13 protein-coding genes and 1 riboswitch are annotated in these 20,129 nt (G+C 66.0%); of the genes, 5 read left to right on the forward strand and 8 right to left on the reverse strand.

What is annotated here, in order from left to right:
- Position 1: 1 nt before the first annotated feature.
- From ABIC44_RS04020 to ABIC44_RS04040, 5 genes are all read right to left on the reverse strand, one after another.
- Positions 2-2,311, reverse strand: coding sequence for a TonB-dependent receptor (locus ABIC44_RS04020; RefSeq protein ID WP_354293821.1), 2,310 nt, complete (start codon positions 2,309-2,311; stop codon positions 2-4).
- A gap of 31 nt (positions 2,312-2,342) precedes the next feature.
- Positions 2,343-2,452, reverse strand: a riboswitch (TPP riboswitch).
- Positions 2,453-2,484: 32 nt separating this feature from the next.
- Entirely contained in the window at positions 2,485-3,099 is a 615-nt protein-coding gene (locus ABIC44_RS04025) for a class I SAM-dependent methyltransferase (RefSeq protein WP_354293823.1), read from the reverse strand.
- On the reverse strand, positions 3,096-3,749 hold the full coding sequence (locus tag ABIC44_RS04030) for a PIG-L deacetylase family protein (protein ID WP_354293825.1): 654 nt from the start codon (positions 3,747-3,749) through the stop codon (positions 3,096-3,098). The genes ABIC44_RS04025 and ABIC44_RS04030 overlap by 4 nt, the downstream gene beginning before the upstream one ends.
- Complete coding sequence (locus ABIC44_RS04035; RefSeq protein ID WP_354293827.1) at positions 3,746-4,738, reverse strand: acyl-CoA dehydrogenase family protein; 993 nt, start codon at positions 4,736-4,738, stop codon at positions 3,746-3,748. The genes ABIC44_RS04030 and ABIC44_RS04035 overlap by 4 nt, the downstream gene beginning before the upstream one ends.
- Positions 4,735-5,739 carry a glycosyltransferase family 2 protein gene (locus ABIC44_RS04040; protein ID WP_354293829.1) on the reverse strand — a complete coding sequence of 335 codons (1,005 nt, stop codon included), beginning with the start codon at positions 5,737-5,739 and terminating at the stop codon, positions 4,735-4,737. Before ABIC44_RS04040 ends, ABIC44_RS04035 begins: the two co-directional genes overlap by 4 nt.
- Positions 5,740-5,960: 221 nt before the next feature.
- On the opposite strand from ABIC44_RS04040, the gene ABIC44_RS04045 reads away from it, so the two are divergent.
- A complete protein-coding gene (locus ABIC44_RS04045) occupies positions 5,961-8,144 on the forward strand; it encodes a catalase (RefSeq protein WP_354293831.1) in 2,184 nt (727 codons plus the stop codon).
- Positions 8,145-8,269: 125 nt separating this feature from the next.
- On the opposite strand, the gene ABIC44_RS04050 is transcribed toward ABIC44_RS04045, so the two are convergent.
- From ABIC44_RS04050 to ABIC44_RS04060, 3 genes are all read right to left on the reverse strand, one after another.
- Positions 8,270-10,399: a TonB-dependent receptor gene (locus tag ABIC44_RS04050; protein WP_354293833.1), complete on the reverse strand. Its 2,130-nt coding sequence runs from the start codon at positions 10,397-10,399 to the stop codon at positions 8,270-8,272.
- A 188-nt stretch (positions 10,400-10,587) separates the two neighbouring features.
- Positions 10,588-11,706, reverse strand: a complete 1,119-nt coding sequence (locus tag ABIC44_RS04055; RefSeq protein ID WP_354293835.1) for an esterase-like activity of phytase family protein — start codon at positions 11,704-11,706, stop codon at positions 10,588-10,590.
- Positions 11,707-11,826: 120 nt separating this feature from the next.
- Entirely contained in the window at positions 11,827-14,370 is a 2,544-nt protein-coding gene (locus ABIC44_RS04060; protein ID WP_354293837.1) for a TonB-dependent receptor, read from the reverse strand.
- Positions 14,371-14,526: 156 nt separating this feature from the next.
- On the opposite strand from ABIC44_RS04060, the gene ABIC44_RS04065 reads away from it, so the two are divergent.
- The 4 genes from ABIC44_RS04065 to ABIC44_RS04080 all read left to right on the forward strand — a co-directional run bounded on the left by ABIC44_RS04065 (position 14,527) and on the right by ABIC44_RS04080 (position 20,062).
- The gene (locus tag ABIC44_RS04065) at positions 14,527-15,108 is read left to right on the forward strand and encodes an FKBP-type peptidyl-prolyl cis-trans isomerase (protein WP_354293838.1); all 582 of its coding nucleotides are present in this window, start codon (positions 14,527-14,529) and stop codon (positions 15,106-15,108) included.
- A 242-nt stretch (positions 15,109-15,350) separates the two neighbouring features.
- Positions 15,351-15,866, forward strand: a complete 516-nt coding sequence (locus ABIC44_RS04070) for an RNA polymerase sigma factor (protein ID WP_354293840.1) — start codon at positions 15,351-15,353, stop codon at positions 15,864-15,866.
- 17 nt (positions 15,867-15,883) lie between these two features.
- A complete protein-coding gene (locus ABIC44_RS04075; RefSeq protein WP_354293841.1) occupies positions 15,884-16,879 on the forward strand; it encodes a FecR family protein in 996 nt (331 codons plus the stop codon).
- Positions 16,880-16,978: 99 nt separating this feature from the next.
- Positions 16,979-20,062, forward strand: a complete 3,084-nt coding sequence (locus ABIC44_RS04080) for a TonB-dependent receptor (RefSeq protein ID WP_354293843.1) — start codon at positions 16,979-16,981, stop codon at positions 20,060-20,062.
- Positions 20,063-20,129 lie beyond the last annotated feature (67 nt).

Raw genomic sequence — 20,129 nt, forward strand, 5'->3', positions numbered from 1 at the left:
CTCAGAACCCGCGCGAAATCGTCGCGACGACCGCCGATCCGCCGCCGATATAATAGGACGGCGCATTGCCCTTGATGATCGTGCCGCCGCGCCCGACGACATCGCTCGCGTTGGTCGTGACGGACTGAACCCCCGCCAGGACATGCGGATCGGTGACGTTGATCGCATTGACCCGCAGATCGGTCCGCTTGCCGTCGAGCCAATCGGCCAGATGGACGCCGATCGCCAGGTCGAGCGTGGCATATCCCCGGATGCTCTCGTCGTTCATGAACGTCGCATATTGGCGACCGACATATTTGCCCGCGATGCTGCCGAACAGATGCCCATCGTCATAGGTGCCACCGGCGCCGAACTGGAGCGTCGGGCTGGATACCGCCCGCTTGCCCCGCGTCGGCAAATAGTCTCCGCCGACCGGCAGATCGTCATCGATCCGCGTGCGCAGATATTCGCCCGAGACATAGACGCTGACGCCCCTGGCGGGCCGATAATCGATCTCGGCATCGACGCCATAGGAGGTCTGTCCGCCCGCGTTCAGGGTCGAATTGACCAGCGCCCCGCCATTGTCGACCACGGTCGCCAGCTGGCGGTTGCGGAATTTGTAGTGGAAGCCGGTCACCGAGGCGGAAACACTGGGCCCGATATAGCGATAGCCGAGCTCCTGCGACACCGAATATTCGTTCTTCAACGCGTCCGTCCCGCGCGTCGAGACCACGCCGCCGTCATAGCTGTCGTACAGCGTGAATTCGTTGGGCGTCCGGAAATTGGTCGTGACGTTGGCAAAGACCTGCTGGCGATCGTCGAGATCATAATGGACGGCGGCGCGCGGCAGGGCAGCGAAGCTGTCGCTGCGCACGCGGGTCTGCGGTCCGGGCAGGTAATTGCGGCCGTTGCGGAGCAGGTTGACGCCCTTGAAGCCGATATCGACCGTCAGCCTGGGGCTCAGCGCGATGCTGTCGGCCACGAAGACGCTCTTCGTCACGGTCGCGGTGCGCTGGTTCTCATAGGCGAGCAGGCGGCCATCGGCGGTGCGGATCGCCTTGCTGCGATAGCCCCAGCGGTCGGCCGGGCGTCCGTCGGTGCCGACGGCGGTATAGGTCTGGGTGACGCGATCGGTGCCATAGTCGAACCACAGGCCCGCGGTCAGCCGGTGGATGCCCGCGCGCAGCGTCAGGCTGGCGACCTGGCCGATCCGCATCTGATCGCCGGTATAATTGCCCAGCACCGTCGCGACCCCATTCACCGCGCCGGGCAGCGCGATCGGCTGCGCCAGTTGTTCGTTGCCCAGGAAATTGCCGGTGGTCGCAAGCTGGGTGCCATAGGGCGAATTGCCATAGCCGAACTGGAGATAGGTCGTGGCGTCCAGCGTCAGCCGATCGCCCAGGACCAGATGCACGGGGGCCGAGGCATAGAGGTTGCGGAAGGGCGCCCGGTACAGTTCCCAATAATTGGTATTCCCCGGCGTATATTGCGCGTCATAGTTGAAACCGCGTCCCCGCGCGCGCCAATCGGCCAGGGTGGGGCTGGCATAGCTGGAGGAATTGGCGTCGTTGTACGACAGGGCCAGGCTCGCACGGTTGCCGTTTCCCCATTCGCCCAGCAGCTTGGCATCGACATGCTGGCGCAGATCATAGCCTGCGCCGCGCCAATTGTCCGCGCGGGTGTTGGAATAGGACAGAAACGCCTTCAGCCCGGTATTTCCGATCGTCCCCGTATCGACCCGGACAAAGGCCCGGTGCATATTGTACGACCCCAGCGACAGATCGGCGAGCATCCCCCGCGCCGCCTTGGGATCGTCGAGCGACAGCGACAATAGACCGCCCGCGCCGCCGACGGTCGGCGAGGCGAGATCGACCGCCCCCTGGGCCAGCCGGATCGCCCGCACATTCTCTGCATCGGCGAATTGCGACGGATAGGCGTAGTAATAGCCGATGTCGTTCTGCGGCGCGCCCTCCATCAGCACGCCGATCTCATCCTGCCCCAGACCGCGCAGCGTCAGGCTGGAACTGGTCGACAGGCCATAGGGATCGCTGGACGCGACATTGGCGCCGGGCAGCAGGCTCACCAGTTGGAAGGCGTTCAGCGTCGGGGCCTGCTTGACGATGAAGTCCGAGGAAATCTCGCTGACCGCCTTGGGTTCGGTCTGGTCGGGCAGCAGCCCCTCGGGATCGCGGTGGCCGATCACGCGGATATCGGCGGGCGCGTCGGTCGCCCGCTGCGCCGAGGCCGCGCCGGGCAGCGCCAGCCACGCGGCGGACAGCAGCAGGGCACCATATCGGATCGTCTTGCGATCGCACGAAATCTCAACAGCCATCGTCTCTCGTCCACTTCACACGGAAGGACGACGAAGGAACCGCCACCCTCCCTACGCCGGTATCAGCCGGATCAGGTTCGGCGGGTCATGGGCTGCTGCTCATCTCTCGACCGCGCATCAGCGGTTCCCCGGGGATGGCGTCGTCTAGGCGCTTACGGCCCGTAAGCAAATGATTATCGATGGCGGGAGGAAAGACCCGTCCGGGGCACCCCGTCGCACCGCCGCGCGACGAGGACATGCCAGCGCGCCCGGCGGCGCATCGTTTCGACCTGCCAGGTCATGCCGGTCATCCGCAGGAAGCATTCCTGGATGTCGGCGGCGTGCTGCGCGAAATCATAATAGTCGATGCGATGATGCGCGAGGACCAGCCGCCCGCCGGGGCGCAAGGCCGCGGCGACGCCACGCGCGACATGCCGCATCGCGATGGGCGAAAGATAATAGAGCAGTTCGGCGATGACGATCGCATCATAATCCCGTCGCGGAAACCGGGCGGGCAAGGCCAAAGGTATCGCCCGCGCTCGCGGCCAGGCAGCGATCGCCCGCGCCGTCAGGCGGGTGCCCTCGACCGTCCCCTCGGTCGCGTCGAGCCGAAGCGCGCGGCGGGCGATGGCGCGGCTGTTCGATCCATTGCCGCTGCCCAGTTCCAGGACCCTGCCCCATGGCCCCTGGCCCAGCGCATGCAGGATCGCCCGGCGCTTCACCGCCTCGTCCCGGTTGGAGAAGGTCCGCCAGGGATCGTCGTCCGCCGCGAACTTCTCGGCAAAGCCGCCAAGATCGATCGCCTTCATCGCCTTACCGGGAGGAAACGCTCGACCGGGTGGGAAAAGACCGCGAGTTCATGGCGTGCGATCGAAAAGCCGTGGGGATCGTCGGTGATCGCGCCCAGCTGGCTCCGATGCACCCGGATCAGCGCGCGCTTCGCCGCAGCGCCGCCGGGGATCGAGACGGTCCGGCTCCGCGCGGCCATCCGCTTTTGCGGCGGCCACACCTGATAGGTCAGACGCCGCCCGCCGAAGCGAAAACCGCCAAGCGCGGCCGCGACCGCCCGGTGATCGGGATGGGCATCCGTGGCGGCGGGCCCGACCAGCAGATCGATGCCCAGATGCTTGCGGAGCGCCCGGTGCAGCCGCTCGCGGCAAGGATAGCCCTCCGCCATCAGCCCGCCATCGGGCAGCCCGAGGAACGTCACCCGGTCGCTCCGGATACCCAGACGGCGCAGCGCATGGCGGCTTTCCCGCTCGCGCGCGGCGATCAGACGCGCGGCGGGCCATGTCCGGCTGCCGGGATGCGAGGCGGCGCCGTCGCTGACCACGACGACCCAAACCCCGCTCCCCCGCCGCCGCAGCGCCTGGATCAGCCCCGCCGCCCCGATGATCTCGTCATCGGGATGCGGCGCGACGATGACGGCCCGGCGGACGTCGTTGAGGTCCAGCCTCATAGCGACAGCTCCAGCAAGCCCTGCGCCACCGCCTGCCCGACCCGAAGGCGCTGGGCGTCGGGCATGGGCTGGCGCAGATAGACCGCCAGATCGGACAGCATCGCGGAGAGCGGATGGGTGAGGAACTGCCCCGCCAGCCCCACCGCCTCCCGAGCGATCACGATCGCCTGCTCGGCCGCGTCGGCCACCGCCATGCGTGCAGCCGCGACTCGCGCCAGCCGGGCCTCTTCGACCTCCTCCCCGAACCAGCATCGCGCCGCGCGCCACACGATGGCCGCCGCCAGTTCCGCCAGCGCGAACAACCGCGCGAGCCGCGCCGACTGGAACGGATCGTCGGCGCGCCCCGCCTCGACTAGGTGGCGGCGGGTCAGGTCGCACAGCCCGGCCACGCCCCCGGCATGGACCGCCACGAACCGCAGCGCCCCGCCGCTGAAAAAGGGTTCGCGCGCATAGAGGTTCGGCGCGCCGATCCGGTCGTCCTGCGCGATGACGCCGTCCCGCCAGCGGACCAGATGCGTTTCGGACCGCTGCATGCCCGTCACCCGCCACCAGTCGCGGTCGATCACCGGCGCGACCCGCGCCAGATCGAGCAGCAGCAGTTGCACCCCCTCGGCCGTGTCCGCCGTGACCAGGGCGTGGCTCAACACCCCGGCGCCCGAGGCATGGCTCTTGCCCCCGGTCAACCGCTCGCCGTCCAGCCGCAGGGGCTCGCCCGCCAGTCCGGCATTCCAGACGCCCAATGTCGCCCCCCGCGCCAGTATCCCGCTCAGCCGTTCCACCTGTGCCGCCGATCCGTAGCGGCGCACGATCTGCACCGCATCGACATGGCCCTCGACCAACCGCCCGAGCGGGAGATCACGCCGGCCGATGTCATAGAGCCGGGCCAGCAGCGCGAGATAGTCCTCGACCGTCCGGGGATCGCCGGGGGGATGCTCGGCCCAGCCCATGGCGGCAATCGCGCTTCGCAGTTCGTCGGCCATGGCGGTCATGCCGCGATCTCGCACCATTGGCTCTCCAGTTCGGTCAGAAGATCTTCGGCGTCCGACAGCGACACCTGGCCGGAATGGAAGGCCGGTGCCGGGACGATCCGCATCGCGAACGCCTCCGCATTGGGGCAATCGCGCGCGACGCCCAGGACATGGTCCGCCGAAAGGCCCAGCCGCTCGCCGAGCGCGATGCGCCGGTCGACCCGGTCGATCATGGCGAAGCTCTGCCGCGCGGCCGCCTGGGCGCGCCATTGCCAGGCCGCACCGCGCGGATCGGCCATGCGCGGCGGCTCGCCCTGATCCAGCGCCAGCAATTGGCCCGCGAGCCCGCCGCCGATACGCCCCTGTCGCCGGGACGAGGTCTCCACGATCATCGCCGCATCCCGACGGACGCGCAGTCCGGCGCGCGCGGCATCATCGAGCAGGCGGGCGTCCTCCCCCGACGGGATCGGCAGGAACCCGCCCAGCGCGCGATAGGCGGAGGCGCGTATCGCGATATTGGCGCCACCGCCGAAGTGATGCGTGTCCCGCGCCTCCCATGGCACCGGGTCGATGGCCCGGCGATATCGGTGCAATCGGTCATAATAATGCTCGATGTGGCTTTGCTGCGGATCGGATGCGGCATCGACCCGCTGGATCCGCCCGGCGACGACCTCCGCCTGCGACAACCCCCGGCGACCCGCCGCGATCCAGTCGGGCTGCGGCGTGCTGTCGGCATCCGTCGTGAAGAGCAGGCCCTCGCGCCCCGCCAGGACGGACAGCCCCATCGCCAGCGCCGCGCGCCGGGCGGCCCCGGCATTGGGCGCAGCATCGCGCCCGCCCCGGGCGACATGCAGCCGAAACGGCAGGGTCGGGCCGAGACGATCGACCAGCGCGACACTGCCATCCCGGCAGTCATCGAGGTACAAGCATGCCTCCACACTCGTCCCATCGACACTCAGCGCGGCGAGCGCGGCGAACAGCGCGGGCAGCATCGCCTCCTCATTTCGGGCGGGAATGCACATCACCACGGGCGCGTCGTCGAACAGAAGCCTTCTCCCTCCGGCCGTCGAAACTCACCGAGTCCCCGCACGACCGGGAACGGAGGGCTGATCCCGATCACTGGCATGCGTCTACCCCAAGGCGGCGGAAAACACCTTGATAAGTATCAATCATTTAGTTGGAGGGCGATTGGCCGACCCGTGCGTTGGACGGGCACGTCCCCTCAACGATGAAAGACACCATCATGGCCAGTTCGAAGAGCAAGCAGGGCAGCGGCAAGGCGAAGGGCGTATCGCCCGCCCAGGCGCCCTCCCTTCCCGCCGGGGCGGATATGCCGACCCATTATGCCGAGCCCCAGGGTCATGGCGGAGAGACGCACCAGGCCACCGACGACACGGCCCGGGCGCTGACCACGCAGCAGGGCGTTCCCGTCGCCGACAACCAGAACAGCCTGCGCGCCGGGGAGCGCGGGCCCACGCTGCTCGAAGACTTCATCCTGCGCGAAAAGATCTTCCACTTCGACCATGAACGCATTCCCGAACGGGTGGTCCATGCCCGTGGATATGGCGCGCACGGCGTCTTCGAGCTGACCGACAGCCTGGCCGATTATACCCGCGCCGACATACTGAGCGAGGTTGGCCAGCAGACGGAGGTCTTCGTCCGCTTCTCAACCGTCGCGGGCAACAAGGGTTCGATGGACCTGGCGCGCGACGTCCGGGGCTTTGCCGTCAAATTCTATACGAAGCAGGGCAATTGGGACATTGTCGGCAACAATATCCCGGTCTTCTTCATCCAGGACCCGATCAAGTTTCCCGACCTCGTCCACGCCGTCAAGCAGGAGCCCGACCGCGCCTTTCCGCAGGCCCAGTCCGCGCATGACAACTACTGGGACTTCGCCAGCCTGAGCCCCGAGGCGTGGCACATGGTGATGTGGCAGATGTCCGACCGGACGATCCCACGCTCGTTCCGCACGATGGAGGGCTTCGGCGTCCACAGCTTCCGGCTGGTCAATGCCGAAGGCAAGTCGACCTTCGTCAAATTCCACTGGAAACCGCGCCAGGGCCTGCAATCGGTGCTGTGGAACGAGGCGGTCAAGATCAACGGCGCCGATCCCGACTTCCATCGCCGCGACCTGTGGCAGGCGATCGAGGCGGGCGACTTTCCGCAATGGGATCTGGGCGTCCAGCTGTTCGACCAGGAAACGGCCGACCGCCTGCCCTTCGACCATCTCGATTCGACCAAGCTGATCGCCGAGGAGGACATTCCCGTCCGCATCATCGGGACGTTGACGCTCAACCGCAATGTCGACAATTTCTTCGCCAATACCGAACAGGTCGCCTTCTGCACGCAGAATGTCGTGCCCGGCATCGACTTCTCCGATGACCCGCTGCTGCACGGCCGCAATTTTTCCTATCTCGATACGCAGCTGAAGCGGTTGGGCGGGCCGAACTTCACCCATATCCCGGTCAATGCGCCGCGCTGTCCGGTGATGAATTTCCAGCAGGACGGCCATATGGCGATGCGCAATCCCAAGGGGCGCGCCAATTACGAGCCGAACAGCTGGGGCCCCGATGGCGGCCCGCGCGAAAATCCGACGATCGGCTATCGCAGCTTCCCGGCCGAGGTGCAGGGCACCAAGCAGCGCATCCGCGCCGAAACCTTCGCCGACCATTACAGCCAGGCACGGCAATTCTTTATCAGCCAGCAGCCGATCGAACAAAAGCATATCGGCGACGCGCTGGTGTTCGAGCTGTCCAAGGTCGAACGGGTCGATATCCGGGCGCGTGCCGTCTCCCACCTCCGGCTGATCGACGAGGGGCTTGCCGCGACGGTCGCCGATGGGCTCGGCCTCGACCTGCCGGAGCCCGCAAAGGCGGCGAAACCGACGCTCGACCTGCCTTCCTCGCCCAAGCTGAGCATCCTCGCCAACGGCCCCCAGGACTTCAAGGGGCGCAAGATGGGCATCCTGCTGACCGACGGCAGCAGCGCGGCGCTGTTCGCGGCGGTGACGAACGCGCTCGAGGCCGAAGGGGCGCTGTGGGAAGTCGTGGCGCCCAAGATCGGCGGCGTGACGCTGGACGACGGCACCAAGGTCGCCGCCAAGCAGAAGATCGACGGAGGCCCCTCGTTCCTTTACGACGCGGTGGCGGTGCTGCCCTCCGAGGCGGGCGTCGCAATGCTCGCCAAGGATGCGACAGCCAAGGACTTCGTCGCCGACGCCTTCGCGCACTGCAAGTTCATCGGCCACAGCGCGGCCGCGACCACGCTGTTCGACGCGGCGGGCGTGACCGAGCGGGACGAAGGGTTTGTCGCGCTGGCCAAGCCGAAGGACGCCAAGGGCTTTGTCGACCAGTGCCGCGCGCTGCGCTTCTGGCCGCGCGAACTGGCGGTCGACCTGGATGCGGCTTCGCTCCAACCCTTGGCCTGAGGCCATCCCCGGCGGGAAGGATCGAGTGTCCTTCCCGCCGACCTCTGCCGGGGCCCGGCCATGAAACCAGCGCGGCGGGCCGTCTCCACATGCTACTTGCGACCGTCCCGTCCCGCACCACCCGATCAGAAGGTTTCGGTCAGCCTGAGCCTTGCCGATCGCGGCTCCAGCGGGTGGAACTGATAGCCTTCGATGCCGTCGTCCGGCTCGCCCGGCAGGCGCGTGGCGTAGTAATAGGCCGATGCGTTGGCATGGGTGTTCAGCATGTTGAAGATGCTGAGCTGGACCGTCGTCCGCGCGCCGAGATGGTATCCGATATCGAGATTGGCCTCGGTATAGCCGGGGTCGTGCGGTTCGCGCGGACCGTCGACCAGCGGATAGGGACCGAGATTGCGGATCTGGAAGCCGCCGAACCAGGGGCCCAGATCCTTGACCAGCGCACCGAAGGACAGGGTCGAGCGCGGTGCGTTGGCGATGAAGCGCCCGGTCAGCCCGAACGGCTTCAAATCCCCGCGATACCGCGCCTTGGCGAAGGCGATGTCGGCATTCAGCTCCAGCCAGCGCGTCGGATGATATTGCGACGACAATTCGATCCCGACGCGGCGGCTCGGCGCGGAGGCGCTGTCCTGGCCGACATCGGCATTATAGGCGAGTTCGGATTCGAAATCCTGCCGGAACAGCGCGAACTGCACCGCAAGCCGCCGGATCGCATTCGTCCGCAACCCGAATTCATAGCCGACCGCCCGCGCCAGCAGCGGCGTCCTTCCGGCCGAACCGGGAACCCCCTGCTGCGGCACGGTGCCAAAGACGCCGCGCACATCGTCGCTGTGGAAGCCGCGTCCGGCGCTGATATAGAATTCAGTGGTGTCGAAGGGGCGGATCGCGATGCTGCCCTTGGGCTGGAAGAGCATCTGATGCGCATGGCCCGAAAAGCGGGTTGTCCGGCTGGTGTCGGTGGCGCCATAATATTCCTCGCGCAGCCCGATCGTGCTGCGCAGCCACGGCGTCCAATCGGTGCTGTTCTCCACAAAGCCGCCGAGATCGAGCAGCGTGACGTCGTCGGCATTGCAGATACCGCCCGCTGCGGGCACCTGCGTCGTCCCGTTGGGCCCCTCGACCGAGCAATAGGATAGCGGCAAGCGATCCTTCGTGTGGAACCGCGCGACATAGGCGCGGTCATAGCGCGCCTGCAGCCCGATCGTCGTCACGCTGGGTCGACCCAGCCATTCGTCGCTGCGGCGATAGGCGATCCGGCCGCCCGCCGTATCGCGGTTCTCATATTGCTTTTCCTGGTCGCCATTGACCGGATCGTCGAGATAATGGGTGAAGTCGTTCCACAGGATCATGTCCGACCGGATATAATAGGCACTGGCGTCGATCGTGGCGTCGCCGATCGGCTTGGCGAACCGGCCCGACAGGCTGAACCGATGCGAGCGGCTGCCATCGCTCGGGTCGAGCGTGCCGTACGGGTCGATCAACCCTTGCCGGACCGCGCGCCGAGGCTGGTCAGTGGTCAGATTGCCCTTACTGGCATAATAGAGCGCGGTCAGGCTGGTGCCGTCATTGGTCGTTCCCTGGCTATAGCGGGCGGCGAGATTGACCTTGTCGAAGTCGTCGGGATGCGTCCATGGGCCGTCGAGATGGCCATATTCGCCCGCGAGCAGCAGGCGGTGACCGGGCGCCAGCGCGATCGTCGTCCCGCCGGAGACGCCATAATCGCCCAGCGTCCCGGCGCTGAGCGACAGCGTCGTCGGGATATGATCGACCAGCCGCATATGCGCCGAGCCGACCGCGCCGAAGTCGCCCACCTCGGCGTGATACGGCCCCTTGGTGAAGTCGATCCCCCCGATCAGCATCGGCATGATGAAATTCTGATCGGCATAGCCCTGCCCATGGGTATTGGTCGGGCGATTGATCGGCATGCCATCGAGGAAGCTGGCGAAGTCGGTGCCATGATCGAGGTTGAAACCGCGCAACAGATATTGCGATGCCTTGCCCTCGCCCGAATGCGCGGTCACCACCAGGCCGGGGACGGTTTCCAGCAACTGACCGGGCCGATAGATAGGCCGCAGCGCCACTTCGTCGGCCGTGATCCGCCCCTCGCTGGCGGTGGTCCCCTTGCCCAGCATGTCGAGGCGCGACGCGGTGACGACGATGTCGCCGGTGCTCGACCGATCCGCCCCTTCGTCCTTCTTTACGCGTGGCGAGGCGGCGGTGGAGTGCGCCGCGTCCGACATGATATTGCCTTTGGCCATGGCTGCGACGCTTGCCGACAAGGCAAGCGCGCCGATCACCATTTTTGCCGAATATTTTGCGACTGTCATTCCGCCCTCGTGATAAGTCCGGGGGCGCCCCTCCATTCAAGGGTAATGCGAGTCAATATCAGCACGATGACAGCCGGTTCACACTCCCTGCAAACCACTCGCAGCGTTAGGAAATAATATTACATGGCCGATCGGGTCGTCACCAGTCTTCCCCGCCAGGCGAAGGCGAGGAACTGCGAAAGCTGGTCCTTGTTGAAATTGTCGTCCGCCTCGACGATCAGGGTCCGCCGACCATCCGGCAGCCTCGGTCCCCAGGCCATCCCCTCCAGATTGTCGATCTTCACGCCCCGATATTGCTGCGGCAGGTCGAGCAGCACCCTGCGGGTCATCGGAACGGCGGGGCAGGACGGCAGCGCCGGGCAGGACAGGATGTCGGTCGTGCGATCGGTGATGCCGGACACTATGATCCTGGCCCTCACGCCCGTCCGCGAGTCGAAAGGAACGACCCGTTCGATCGACAGGAAATGCCGGTCGTCGATCGCCAGAAGCTCGGAAACGCTATACTGGCCGTCGGGCACGTCATAGACATATTGGTGAAGCGGCCGGCCGCTCTTGGGGTCGAAGCTGGTCAGCCGGTGCCGCGTGGCCTGGCCGGGTCCGTCATCGACGGCAAGGTCTTCATAGGCGGGAACCTCGTTGATGGCATAGACCGTCCCGCGCGGCCCGACCGCCAGCCCCTCGATCACCCCATTGGATGCCGCGCCCCGGCTCCGGTTGTCGGCATAGAGATAGGCGGGCGGCAGCGAGAAGCTGCGCAGGATGCGTCCCGTTGCATCGGCCTCATAGATGGCAGGCTGGACCCGCCGCGCGGGGTCGACGTTCCACGTCCCCTCCGACGACCAGTAGACATGATGTCCACCGGCATGGCGAATGGCCTCGGGATCGACCACCGGATGATCGGTGGGGAATGGCAGGCCCTGGGCATCGCGCAGCACCTGCTGCGCCTCTATCCGCACGTGCATCCGGTGATGGGCGGGATCGAGCGCGATCGCCAGCCGGTAATAGCGCGGCGGCCGTCCATCCCCCTTGTCGTCCGAAATGGCGAGATAATCGCCACCCGGCAGCCGGTCGAGCCCCGACAATCCGCCGATCGGCAGGCCTTGAAAGCGGGTGCCATGGGGGATGGCGGTCGCACCGATCAGCGCCAGTGTCGGGGTTCCGTCCTTTCCGGCCATGGACGCCGTGGCACCCAGCCCGATCGCCAATATCGCCCCGATATTCCGCATCACCTTGCGCATGATGACCTTTGCCTTCGTCTCGAAATCGATGGCCGGGCGCGATGGTGTTCCTCCACCGTGCCCGGCCCCTCCTTGTCCCTTCGCGACGGCGAGCGGCACAGCCGCCGCCGCGATCCGTCGTCAGAACTCGAAATGCACGCTGGCGATCACCGTGCGCGGATTTCCGAAGTTGAAATAGCCGCCCTTGCTGGCCACCGTTCCCAGGTTCGAGAAATAGGCCTTGTCGAGAAGGTTGACGATGTTGAACTGGAGATAGGTTTTCTTCAGGCCGATCCACTCCATCCCGATCTGCGCGTCGAGATCGACCAGCGTATAGCCCGTCACCTTCACGTCGTTGACATCGGTCACGAAGCGGTCGCCGACATGCTTGGCGGACAGCCCGACCACGCCGAAGGGCAGATTGACCTGCGCACGGCCGCCATATTGCCAGTTCGGCGTATCGACCAGCGACTTGCCCTTGGTCGCGATCGCCACCTGCCCCGTGGCGGCGTTGATGACATCGTCCTTCAGCTTGGCGGTCATGTAGGAGGCAAAGCCATAAAGGGACAGCCAGCGCGCCGGACTGACCGAAAGCGAGGCATCGATACCCTTGCTGTCGACCCCGCCGACATTGCGGCTGGCGCTGATCGTGCCGCCGCCCTCGACCGGCGTGGTCACGTTGACGATGCGATTATCGTACCGGATGTACCAGCCGCCCAGCTGGGCCTGGGCGATGCCCATCGTATAGCGAAGGCCCAGATCATAGGAATCGGTGCGTTCGGGCTTCACCTCGTCCCCGCCCAGCCGGATGACCTTGTCGTCATAGGCATAGACATCGGTGCTGGGTGCCGAAAAGCCCTTGGTGTAGCTGGTGAACAGGCTGACCGCCGGTGTCATCTGCCAGGTCAGGCCGATATTGGGCAGCAGCGCGCGATATTCCTTGATCCGCCCCGTATAGGGCGGCGCGAAGCCTTTGGTCCGGCTGTCCGCCTGGACCTGCGCCTGGGTCTGCGAGGTGCAATAGGCTTCGCTGCCGCTGCCCGGAATGGTGTAGCAGGCATTGTTCATGTTGCGCCGGAACAGCGCCGCGCGAAGGCCCAGGGTGAAGGACAGCGAATCGTCGAACGGCTTGCCGCGATATTCGCCCGACAGCTGATGCAGTATCGAATAGGTCAGGCGGTTGCGCTTGTTGAGCACATGGCCCGCCGCATCCAGCATGGCATGGGGATTGCTCGCATCGCTGGTGCCGAACGGCAGCCACGGCGTGCCATCCGACCGCAGATAGCTTGCCTCGCCCGTCTGCGTCGTCCGCGCCCGATCCCAGGTATAAGCTAGGCGCAACAGGTTGCTCGGATCGATATCGTAGCGAAGCCCGGCAATCGCGATCAGGCGATGGGTCTGGGTGTTCGACGGATAATAGGCGCGGACATAGTCGAGCATGTCGCCGTCGCCGTTCAGGTCCCGCCCCGAGGCGACGCCGCCGCCCACGCGGCCATATTGGTTGCCATTGGCCCCCTTCTGCCCGGCATTGGCGTCGCTCTCGGCGAACACGATCGAGCCGCCGCCATTGGCGCGGGTAAAGGCATAGCCGCCGTCCATCGAGAAGGTCAGCCGATCGGACAGGGTGAGCAGGCTGTTGAAGCGGAGGTTGCCCGTATCGACGGGGTTCAGACCCGTTTGACGGGTGTTGGTGCAACTCGCCCGGTCATCCTGGACCGTGCCCTTCGCCGCCTGCATCTGGGACGGCAGCGCGCAGGTGGTGCTGTTCAGATAGCTGTTGGTCTGGTCGGCGAACAACTTGTCGAATTGCGCCCGCGTCAGATCGACGCGAACCGGGCCGTTCGACGTCGATCCATAGGGATTGTCCAGCACGTTGTTGAGATTGGCGAGCGACGGCGTGCCATATCCGAAATTGCGATGCTGGTAGAAAAAGCCCGCCAGCGACACGAAATCCTTGCCGCCCAGCGGCTGGTAGATCCGGGCGTTATACTGGGCCTTGTGCACCTTGGAATAGCGGTAGAGGTCATAGCTCTGGCTGCTGGCGGAGAACCAGGCACGGGTACCGCTGGCGGTCAGGTCGCCGGTGTTGAGCAGCCCGAAGACACGGTTCATGTTGCCGCCGCCATGCGAATAGACCGCCGTCGCGCTCAGCGTCTCGGTCGGGACGATGGTGCGATAATTGACCGTACCGCCCGCCGCGCTGGCGGTCGGCGAGTCGACGTCGGTCGACCCGAAATTCACGTTGACCGATTGCACCAGCTCGGGATCGATTTGCTGGCTGGAATAGATCGCATAATTGCCCGCGTCGTTCAGCGGCAGGCCATCGAAGGTGAAAGCGATGCGACTGGCATCGAAGCCGCGGATGCGGATGCCGCCGCCATTGCCGCCATAGGGATCGCCCGCATTGTAATTGACGCCGGGCACGAGATTGATCGCATTGAAGATCGACTGACCGGGGACGGTATGCTCGATATAGTCCTGCGTGACGATCGCGCGCGCCTTGGGCGAATTGGGCAGGTCCATCACCACCGGCTTGCGGGCGCGTTCGCCCACCACGACGACATCCTGCTCCGCCTTGTCTTCGGCGGCGATCGTGCCCGCCGTCTGGGCAAACACCATTTGCGGAAGCATGGCGCACAGGCACACGCCACCGATACCGGCAAGGCCGGTCCAGTTCTTGATCACATATTCCTCCACGGGAGATTTGGAAGAAGGCCGCCCTATGACCGAGGCTTTTCATTAGTGTGACAATGTTCATGTGTAATGATGATAAATGCAGTAGCGGCGCGGCGTGGCCCAGCCGCTTGATCTGTCGGCCAAAGCGCGACTAGGGCATGCGCCATGACCATTTCCCGCCGTGCGCTGCGCCGCTTCGCCATCGCGATCGCCCTTCCCGCCCTGACGGTGCCGTTCTCCGCGGGCGCGACCGCGCAGGGCGTGAAGGCGCGGCCTTCCTCGCCCTCGGCGGCGGCCAATGGCGGCATCATCCCCCTTCCGCTGAACCCCATCGTGCCGCCCGCCCAGCGTGCCTGCACCTCGCGGACGCCGTCCGGGCTGGGCTATACGGTGTTGCGTCCCGGCACGGGCGCGATGCCGGGTGCGGACGCGACCGCGCTGGTCAACTATGTCGGCTATCTGGCCGCGACGGGCGTGGTGTTCGACCAGGCGATGCAGTCGGTCATGCCGGTGGGCGAAGTCATTCCCGGCTTCTCGCAAGGGCTGCAAATGGTCGGTCGGGGTGGCATCCTGCGCCTCTGCATTCCGGCCGCCCTGGGTTATGGCGCGCAGGCCTCCGGCCCTATCCCGGCCAATGCGGATCTGGTCTTCCAGGTCGAAATGCTGGACTTCAAGACCGCCGCCGAGATCGCCGAACTCCGCCGTGCTGCGGCGGCTCCCGAGAAGCCCGCGACGCCCCAACCCTGAGCGCGACATATGGAGGAGCCTGCGCGCTCCCGGCAGCCGACGCCATCATATGCGATTGACTCGCATTAGCTAATTTGGCAACGGGCTCGGACAGCCAGATACGGCACCGAAGGTTCCGGGCCAGGGCTGGCGGGAGCGACGGGCATGCGAAGGATCGAGCGACTGTCGTCTGTGGCGCGGTCTGCCATGCCCGTCGCTCCGGCAGCATATGCCGCCTTCGGGCTGGCGGCATGGCCCGCGCCATGACAGTCCTGCCGCCACTGGCCACGCTGTTCGCCGACCAGCGGCGACGGCTGATCGCAGAGGCCTCGCGTGTGACAGGCGACCCCGATTCCGCAGAGGATGTCGTGCAGGAGGCATGGCTGAAACTGGCGCAGCGAGGTCCGGAGCGGCCGGTCGGCGAACCGATGGGCTATATCCGACGCGTGGTCCGAAATCTGGCGATCGATGCCTATCGTCAGCGGCGACGGCAGGAACGGATCATGCCGCCGGATCTCGACGGTGAAAGCGACCGGGTCGCGGCCGCGGCGGCCAATGCGGAGCAGGCCGCGATCGCCGCCCAGCAACTCGCCATCGTCGCCGCCGAACTGCGCCGGATGTCCCCGCCCATGCGCCGGGCGGTGGAGATGCATCGCCTGTCGGGGGCGCCCTTGCGCGAGATCGCCGCCGAACTGGGCGTGTCGATCACGACGGCCCATTCGCTCGTCATCGAGGGCGTGGCGCGCTGTCGCCGCGCGGTTCACCCAGCGACGAATTAGTCAGCCGAGGCGAAAAAATGGCGGCTCCGTTCGTCCTCGGAGAGAAGGAAGAGGCTGAAGCCATTGTGAGCAAGGACGAGGGCGAGACATGTCACCAGCGCGAGGCGCTGGAATGGATGATCCGGTTGCAGGAGCGACCGGATGATGCCCCCTTGCACGACCGGTTTCGGCTCTGGCGAGAGACACCGGCGCATGATGCCGCGTGGAGTCAACTCGATCATGTCAGCGCCCTGATCCGGCAGCTTCCATCATCGGGCGGCGTGGCGAGGGTTCCCGCCGTACTCGATCGGCGATGGCGACGCGCAGGCCGGACCATCCTGGTCCCGTTCGCGCTGGCCGCTAGCCTTACCGCCCTTTTCCTCGGCCGCGACCTTTTGCCAATCCCGGCAGCGGCAACGACGACCCGAACCGGCGAGGTCCGGACGATGAAGCTCGCCGACGGCAGCCGCGTCATCCTGGCCCCCCGCAGCGCCATGACGTTCGACGGCGCCCGCCATGCACGCTTGTTGCGCGGAAGCGCCTATTTTCAGGTTCGCCATGATGACGACCATCCTTTCCGGGTCGTCGCGGGCGATGCCATCGCCACGGATCTGGGAACCGCGTTCGAGGTCGCCATGGAAGGCGCCACAACGCATATCGCCGTTCGCGAAGGGGCGGTCGGCGCATCCTGTGCCGGGGGCTGGAAGGATCCCCTCCCCCTGCGGCCCGGCCAGACCGAAGACCTCGACTGCGCATCGGGCACCCGGCGTCGGGGTGAGATGCCGCCCTCCCGCGTCGCAGCCTGGGCGACGGGAAGGCTCGTCATGATCGATCGCCCCCTGGCGGCGGCGATCGCGGCGTTGCGGCCATGGCATAAGGGATGGCTGATCGCCCGCGGCCCCGGCATGGCGCGCCATGTGACCGGCGTTTACGATCTGCGCCATTCCGACCGCGCCCTCGCCGCGATGCGCCAGGCTCACGGCCTGTCCATCACCCGGATCACGCCGTGGATCACCATCATCCACGCCGATTGAACGACGAACCCCAAAAAAATTTTGAAACCGCCCGAAAATCCGAGCCGCCCAAACGTCCAACTTATGAATGCGACCAATACGCATTAGCATTTATGCCGTATGACGATGGGGGACTATGTGAAGAGCGGACGGATCGGTTTTCGATGGAAGCGGCTGGGCATCGGCTTGATGCTGACGGCCTCGACGATGGGGGTCATGGCCGCGCCGCTGGCGGCTCAGGGTCGGCCGGACGAAATCAGCCTTGCCATCCCCGCACAGCCGCTGGCCGATGCGCTGGCCCTGTTCGCCCAGCAGGCACAGGTGCAGTTGAGCGTCGATGCGGGCCTGCTCGCCGGACTGCGGTCACGCGGTGCGTCGGGCCGCATGGACCGCGCCCGGGCCCTGGACCATCTGCTCGCCGGGACCGAACTCGACTGGCAGCTGTCGAACGGAGTCCTGACGCTCCGGCGGCGCCCGGTGCGGTCTTCAGGCGGCACGCAGGCCCCGGTGATCACCGACGCCCTGCGCGTCGAGGGAGACGATGCCCCCCGCAATGTCGCGGCGACGCGGGCCGAGCGCGGCCATGACGCGGTCTTCGACGCCGATTTCTCCAGCGGTTACAAGGACCGGGCCGAGATCGAACGCTATAAGGGCGTCACCACCTCCGACCTGCTGAGCGGCATGGTCAATGTCCTGAGCGGCGATGCGCGCAACAGCGGCGCGCTCGACCCCAGCATTCGCGGTATCCAGGGGCCCGGCCGCGTGCCCGTCGTGATCGATGGGACCGAACAGGCGCTGACCGTCTGGCGTGGCTATAACGGCGCGAGCAACCGGGCCTATGTCGATCCCAGCCTGATCTCCGGGCTTCAGGTGCTGCGCGGCCCGACCGATCGGGGCAATATCCGAAGCTCGACGGGCGGTACGGTCGTCATCAACACGCTGGACGCGGACGACGTGCTGCGTCCGGGCCGGACCTTCGGCCTCGACGTGCGGCTGGAGGGCGGCAACAATGCGACCGACCCGCGCCTGCCGACGTTGCTGACCGGGCGCGACTATCGCACCGTGCCCGGCTTCCCGCAAAACTCGCCCAGCTTCGCGCTGCGCGACCCCTCGCTGCTGATCGTGCCGCGCACCCGCGACGACAATCACTTCTTCTCGCTGGGGGACCGCGCGGTGCGGGTTGCGGCGGCGTTGCGGATCGAGGGGCTCGACCTGTTCGGGGCCTATGCCTATCGCGAGCGGGGCAACTATTTCTCCGGGACGAGCGATCCGGATTATTACCGGCAGACGCAACTCCCCTCCAGCAATCTCAACCGGATCCGCCGCATGGCGCTGGGCTTCGCGCCGGGCGATGAGGTGCCCAACACCTCCAGCGATCTGGAGTCCGTGCTGCTCAAGGCGACCTGGCACATCGCCGACGACCAGTATCTGCTGGTCAGCCTGCGCGACAGCGTGACGCGATATGGCGAGATCATGCCGTCACGCATCCTGATCGATACCGGCAATGCGCAATGGCCGCTCAGCAAGGTGCATGCCCGCGCCTATAATGCCGAATATAAGTGGCAGCCGGAGAGCCGCTGGATCGACCTGAAGGCCAATCTCTGGGCCACCGACACGACCAGCGACACCTATAATTCCGGCGGCATGCCCAATTTCGCGACCTTCGCCCAGCCGATCCTGGTCGACAATGCCCGCGCCAATGCGATCAACAACCGCTATGGCTTGAACGCCGCCAACACGGTCCGGCTGGGCTCGACCTTCGACCTGACGCTGAGCGGCAATTGGCAGCATGAGAAACTGGCGTCGCGCGACGTCTATGATCCGGCGCGCTTCCAGGGATGGCGGCAATTCCCGCGTGCGGGACGGCGCGAGGAGTTCCTCGTCCGGCTGGACGGCGAATGGCGCCCCGCCAGCTTCCTGAAGCTGAACGCGGGGGTCAGCTATGCCGGTTACTGGGCGGTGGACGATTTCGCGCGGAGCCAGATCGCCAAGGGCAATGCGAACCTGCAATCGGTCGCCTATCGCGGCTATAATTCGTTCTTCAACGTAAAGGGCACCGGCGCCGATTTCGCCAAACGCTACTGGCGCAGCCTGTTGACCGATGTCGATCCCAAGGAGGTCGACGCGCTGATCGCCCAGCTGCTGCCCGAATATCTCGCCAATCCCTATGAGGTCGCGTTCGAGGAGCAGGGGCCGACCTGGAGCCCCGATGCCCAGGGACGCTATGCCCGGAACGGCAATCCCTGTCTCAACGGTGCGATCGGCCAGATCGCGGGCAATGACGGGACGTGCCGTCTGCAGAGTATCGTCGAGGTCGTTCCGATCACCGCGCCGCGCCGATCGGATCACCGCTGGGCCCCCAGCCTGTCCGCCACCGTCTATGCCGACGAACAGACCCGCGCCTATGCCCGCTATATCGAGACGTGGCGCTTCCCGAGCATGTTCGAGAGCACGCTGGGCTTCTCCGCATCGTTCAACCCGCTCGCGCAACTTCAGCCGGAGCACGCCAAATTATACGAGGTCGGCCTGGTCCGCGACCTGCGCAGCCTGTTGCACCTCAACCGCGAGGATCAACGCGCGGACATCAAGCTGACCTTCTATCGCAACCATATCTCCAACGTGGTCGAACGGTCCACCAACCTCCAATTCAGCAACATCCAGGAACAGACGATCGCGGGCATCGAGGCCGAGGCGCGGATCGATACCGGCGGCTTCTATACGCAGCTGGGCGCGGCCTTCATGACCACCAACCAGGTGTGCGACGAAAGCGCCGCCGCGCTTGCCGACAAGAAGAATGGCAGCGTTCCCAACTGCGTGAAATATGGCTTTCCCGACGGTTTCCTGCTGACCCAGGCGACGCCGGAGCAATCGGTCAACTGGACGATGGGAGGGCGCTTTTTCGACAAGCGGCTCGAACTGGGCGGGCGGCTGACCTATTATAGCCGCTACAACAATCCCTTCTTCGAAAAGATCGCGAACCTGCCGCGCGCGCAGCAGATCGACGTCTATTCGCTCAACGTGCCGTTCAGCTGGGGCGCGATCGTCACCGCCGACGCCTATGTCCGCTACAATCTGAACAACCGTTTCTCGGCCGAGCTGGTCGGGACCAACCTCAACGATCGTTATTATGCCGACCCGCTGACCCGTTCGCTGATGCCCGCACCGGGGCGCACCGTCCGGTTGAGCCTGACGGGCCGCTTCTGACGATCCCGCCATTCGACCCCGCCGCCCTCGTCCTTCCTGAAAGCCGGACGAGCGGCGGGGCCGGATC

The organism is Sphingomonas sp. 1185 (genome assembly GCF_040544655.1).
Taxonomy (GTDB): domain Bacteria; phylum Pseudomonadota; class Alphaproteobacteria; order Sphingomonadales; family Sphingomonadaceae; genus Sphingomonas.